Raw genomic sequence first — 5,336 nt, forward strand, 5'->3', positions numbered from 1 at the left:
TCAAACTCTTCAATTAAAAGCTTGATTTGCTGCAACTCGTGCAGCGATGCTCGAAAATTAACTTTCGTAATAATTCATTCGCATGAATTACTGCTTGGTCACTCTTCAAGACTTGATATTTTTTTGCTACCGAAGTAGCTGGATATCGTCTTGTGAGTGCCCACACAGATTGTCTGATAAATTGTTAAAGAGCGTTCGTTACCGGAAAGTTTCTCGGTAACGCGGGAGGTGCATATTACGCTTTCCCGCTGAAGAGTCAACCTTTTTCTCTTGCGAGACGCGGTGTTTTCACCGGGTTGCTTCTTCCTGGCTGGGCGACATTCTCTTTCGATAAACAGTTCGTTAGATGAGTCGTTGTTCCCGGTCAGTGGAGGCGCATTATAGGGAGTTCTCAGAAGGGCGCAACCCCTAAATTCAAAAAACTTTTCAAGCGCTCAAATATCAGCCAAAACGGTCGTTTTAGGATAATTATTAGTCTAAAAGGCACTGATTTCAGGTTGTTGAACACCGAAAACCCGTCAACCAGGCTAAACCCAAAGAAAAGGGGGCGGTAAAAAACGCCCCCTTCTATATAGCTATAACTACCGACAACTACTTTTATTGCTTGGCAACGATATGGTCGTTTTCCACATCCAGCGTTACCGGTTTGCCTGGGATCAACTTACCCGACAAGATTTGGTGCGCCAGCGGGTTTTCGATTTCCTGCTGGATAGCGCGTTTCAACGGACGCGCACCATACACTGGGTCGTAACCCGTTTTGCCCAACAGCTCCAATGCCGGCTCCGTGATGCTGACTTCGTAGCCGCGCTCTTCCAGACGCTGGTACAGACGCGCCAACTGGATCTTGGCAATCTGCGCGATATGTTTCTGGCCGAGCGGATGGAACACCACCACTTCGTCGATACGGTTGATGAATTCCGGACGGAAATGTTGGCTCACCATCTCCATGACCGATTCCTTCATCTGTGGATAGCTCATCTGACCGAAATGCTCCTGGATCAGATCGGAACCCAGGTTAGAAGTCATGATCACCACGGTATTACGGAAATCAACGGTACGACCTTGTCCGTCTGTCAGACGTCCGTCATCCAACACCTGCAACAGGATGTTGAACACGTCTGGGTGCGCTTTTTCCACTTCATCCAGCAGGATCACTGAATACGGACGGCGACGCACCGCTTCTGTCAGATAACCGCCCTCTTCATAGCCGACATAACCTGGAGGCGCACCCACCAGCCGCGATACGGAGTGTTTCTCCATAAACTCGGACATGTCGATACGCACCATCGCGTCATCACTGTCGAACAGGAACCCAGCCAACGCCTTACACAGTTCGGTTTTACCCACCCCGGTAGGCCCAAGGAACAGGAACGAACCGATCGGCCGGTTAGGATCGGAAAGACCGGCACGGCTACGGCGAATGGCATTGGACACCGCGTTCACCGCTTCATCCTGGCCAATCACCCGTGAGTGCAGTTCCTGCTCAAGACGCAGCAGTTTGTCACGCTCACCTTCCAGCATTCTGGCCACCGGGATACCGGTCGCTTTTGCCAATACTTCGGCAATTTCGGCATCGGTAACGCGGTTGCGCAGCAGCTTCATAGTCTTGCCTTCCGCCTGCGTGGCCGCCTCAAGCTGTTTTTCCAGCTCAGGTATTTTGCCGTATTGCAGTTCAGACATGCGCGCAAGGTCACCTACGCGGCGCGCCTGCTCCAGCGTGATCTTGGCCTGCTCCAGCTCCGCCTTGATATTCTGGGTACCAGACAGGGAAGCCTTTTCCGCTTTCCACTCTTCTTCCAGTTCTGAGTATTCGCGTTCTTTCTGCTCCAACTCGCTACTCAGCATTTCCAGGCGTTTCTTGCTGGCGTCATCCGATTCCTTGTTCAGTGCCTGCTCTTCCAGTTTTAACTGGATGATGCGGCGCTCCAGGCGATCGAGCGATTCCGGTTTAGAGTCCATCTGCATACGAATGCTGGAGGCGGCCTCATCGATCAGGTCGATGGCCTTATCCGGCAACTGACGGTCGGAAACATAGCGGTGCGACAGCGTTGCCGCAGCTACGATCGCCGGGTCCGTGATCTGTACGTGGTGATGCAGCTCATAGCGTTCTTTCAGGCCACGCAGGATGGCGATGGTGTCTTCCACGCTCGGTTCCGCGACATAGACTTTCTGGAAGCGGCGCTCGAGCGCAGCATCCTTCTCTATATATTGGCGATACTCGTTTAGCGTGGTCGCCCCTACGCAGTGCAGTTCCCCACGGGCAAGCGCGGGTTTGAGCATGTTGCCAGCATCCATCGCGCCATCGGCTTTACCGGCACCCACCATGGTATGCAGCTCATCGATGAACAGGATGACGCTGCCTTCCTGTTTGGAAAGATCGCTCAGCACCGCCTTCAGGCGTTCTTCAAATTCGCCCCGGTATTTCGCCCCGGCAATCAACGCGCCCATATCCAGGGAAAGCACGCGTTTATGCTTCAGCCCTTCGGGAACCTCGCCGTTGATAATACGCTGCGCCAAACCTTCTACGATGGCAGTTTTACCGACGCCAGGCTCACCAATCAGTACCGGGTTGTTTTTGGTACGGCGTTGCAGCACCTGAATGGTGCGGCGGATCTCTTCATCACGGCCAATCACCGGGTCAAGCTTACCCTGTTCCGCACGCTCAGTGAGATCGATAGTGTATTTTTTCAATGCCTGACGCTGATCTTCAGCACCTTGGTCATCCACGCTGTCTCCCCCTCGCATTTGATTAATGGCTTTAGCTATTTTGTCCGCCGTTGCACCGGCCGCTTTCAGCAGATCGGTCAGGTTACCGCGATCCTCGAGCACCGCCAGCACAAACAGTTCGGAAGAAATAAATTTGTCTGCCCGCTTTTGCGCCAGCTTGTCGCACAGGTTGAGGACGCGCACCAGTTCGTGTGAGGGTTGAACATCCCCACCGGTACCTTCAACCTGCGGCAGACGAGACAATGCCTGATCGATGTCGGTACGCACTCGCGCAGCATCAATCCCGGCAGAAGTCAGTAATGGGCGAACCGTGCCCCCATCCTGATTGAGCAGGGCGCTCATCAGATGTAACGGTTCAATAAATTGATTGTCGCGCCCAAGGGCTAAAGATTGGGCATCGGCGAGGGCAAGCTGGAATTTGTTAGTAAGACGATCCAGACGCATAACACCTCCAATGTAGGTCAAAATTGCTACTGGAGATTAAATGAGGTCATCCCTCAAATTTTCAAGGTTATCTCGACACTATATTATGAGTACAACGTCATGCATCAGTGGATCGTCCTAGCGCAGTAGGTTATCTCACCCAGATCAAACTTGCCATACGTCCGGTTGTTCCATCGCGCCGATAGGAGAAAAAATGACTCATTTCGTTCATTGTGCAACGATTACCGCCATAAATGGCGAAAATACCAGCACGTTGCAGGCGCTGACGGGCCAAAAGGTAGAGGTCTGCGAGGAATTTTTCACCGTGGGGAGTAAAAGCAGCAGCGGCGGCGCTATCAATATCCATAAATGCCGCACGCACTTCGGCCCCAACTTCGAACCGGCTTGGGCCGATCGCCGGGCCTAACCAGGCAGTGATATTTTCTGGTGCCACAGCAAAACGCGCCACGGTATTTTCCAACACGCCATGACATAAGCCACGCCAACCGGCATGCGCGGCGGCAACTTCATCACCCGCTTGTGAAGCAAACAGTACCGGCAGGCAATCTGCCGTCATCACTGCGCAGGCCAACCCGGCCACATTGCTGTAAACCGCATCGGCGCGCAAATCTTCAGGCGTTTGGCCATCCAGCGTCAATACACGAGTGCCATGTACCTGCTCCAGCCACAGTGGCATCTGTGGTAAACCAGCCGCCGTTACCAAACATTGGCGGTTACGCGCCACGGCCTGTGCATCATCACCAACATGCTCACCGAGGTTCAGCGAGTCGTAGGGAGGAAGGCTGACACCGCCATGACGAGTGGAGCTGCAGGCTGTTACCCCTGCAGGCAGCGGCCAATCGGGTACAATCAGCGAACTCATTACCAATCCATCTGATCTTTGAATTCTTCGGTATCGAGCTTCAGCGCGTTGATCAGATCGACCATATCCTGTGGGATTGGCGCATGCCATTCCATCTGGATACCGCTGATTGGATGATACAGGCGCAACATGGTTGCGTGCAGTGCCTGACGGTCAAAGCCGCGCAACGTGTTGATAAAGGCCTCTGACGCCCCTTTTGGCGGACGTGGACGGCCACCGTAGAGTTGATCGCCCACCAGCGGATGGTCGATATACGCCATATGCACACGGATTTGGTGCGTACGGCCGGTTTCCAGGCGCAAGCGCAAACGGGTATGGGCGCGGAAATGTTCCATAATGCGGTAATGAGTCACCGCAGGTTTGCCCATTGGGTGCACGGCCATGTGAGTACGTTTGGTGGAGTGGCGGGCAATAGGTTGCTCCACCGTGCCACCCGCGGTCATGGTGCCGATCGCTACCGCTTCGTACTCACGGGTGATCTCACGCTCCTGCAATGCCTCAACCAGGCGGGTTTGCGCCGGAACGGTTTTGGCAACCACCATCAGGCCGGTGGTATCTTTGTCCAAACGATGAACGATACCGGCACGCGGTACGTCGGCAATCTCCGGGAAATAATGTAACAATGCATTAAGCACCGTCCCATCCGGATTACCCGCCCCTGGGTGCACCACCAGGCCACGAGGCTTGTTGATCACCAGAATATCGGCGTCTTCATAGACGATATCCAGCGGGATGTCTTGCGGTTCCCAACGGGCCTCTTCTTCAATCTGTGCATCAATGGCGACCGTCTCTCCCCCCAGTACCTTCTCTTTCGGCTTGTTTATCGTTTTGCCATTGACCTGTACCCTGTCTTCCAGGATCCATTCTTTTATGCGAGATCTTGAATAATCAGGGAACAATTCGGCCAAAGCCTGATCTAAACGTTGTCCGAGTTGAGTTTCGGCCACCGTTGCGGTGAGTTGTACTTGTTGTGCCATATGCAGCTTCTTCGTTAACGTTGGGTTTTCACGGCGATGCCGTTTAATATAATGTGCTATTGTAACTGGTCTTTTGTCGGGAGCTTAACGGACAGTCTCCCAAAATAACACCCTGAGGATAATCTAAACGTCATGACGCGTATGAAATATCTGGTGGCGGCAGCCACGTTGAGCCTGGCGCTGGCAGGTTGCTCCACATCCAAGGATACGGTTCCCGACAGCCCGCCTTCGGAAATCTATGCTACTGCCCAGCAAAAACTGCAGGACGGTAACTTTAAGGGCGCGATTACGCAACTCGAAGCGTTAGATAACCGCTATCCATTCGG

Annotated in this window: 4 protein-coding genes; 1 reads left to right on the forward strand and 3 read right to left on the reverse strand. The window is 53.4% G+C overall.

What is annotated here, in order from left to right:
- Positions 1-597: 597 nt before the first annotated feature.
- From clpB to rluD, 3 genes are all read right to left on the reverse strand, one after another.
- Positions 598-3,171 (reverse strand): ATP-dependent chaperone ClpB, encoded by a 2,574-nt coding sequence (gene clpB / locus ACLQ7H_RS28340; protein WP_411755551.1) that lies wholly within the window; start codon positions 3,169-3,171, stop codon positions 598-600.
- A gap of 130 nt (positions 3,172-3,301) precedes the next feature.
- On the reverse strand, positions 3,302-4,033 hold the full coding sequence (gene yfiH, locus ACLQ7H_RS28345) for a purine nucleoside phosphorylase YfiH (RefSeq protein WP_411755552.1): 732 nt from the start codon (positions 4,031-4,033) through the stop codon (positions 3,302-3,304).
- On the reverse strand, positions 4,033-5,010 hold the full coding sequence (gene rluD / locus ACLQ7H_RS28350) for a 23S rRNA pseudouridine(1911/1915/1917) synthase RluD (RefSeq protein WP_065686938.1): 978 nt from the start codon (positions 5,008-5,010) through the stop codon (positions 4,033-4,035). Before rluD ends, yfiH begins: the two co-directional genes overlap by 1 nt.
- Before the next feature lie 132 nt (positions 5,011-5,142).
- Between rluD and ACLQ7H_RS28355 the strand changes: the two genes are divergently transcribed.
- A partial coding sequence (locus ACLQ7H_RS28355) for a tetratricopeptide repeat protein (RefSeq protein ID WP_411755553.1) occupies positions 5,143-5,336 on the forward strand: 194 nt, incomplete at its 3' end.

Origin of the sequence: Serratia sp. (in: enterobacteria) (genome assembly GCF_046715635.1) — a bacterium.
Classification (GTDB): domain Bacteria; phylum Pseudomonadota; class Gammaproteobacteria; order Enterobacterales; family Enterobacteriaceae; genus Chania.

Excerpts from the sequence above, each read along its gene's own strand:
- rluD (WP_065686938.1), bottom strand. The coding sequence starts at position 5,010 with ATGGCACAACAAGTACAACTCACCGCAACGGTGGCCGAAACTCAACTC.
- yfiH (WP_411755552.1), bottom strand. The coding sequence starts at position 4,033 with ATGAGTTCGCTGATTGTACCCGATTGGCCGCTGCCTGCAGGGGTAACA.
- clpB (WP_411755551.1), bottom strand. The coding sequence starts at position 3,171 with ATGCGTCTGGATCGTCTTACTAACAAATTCCAGCTTGCCCTCGCCGAT.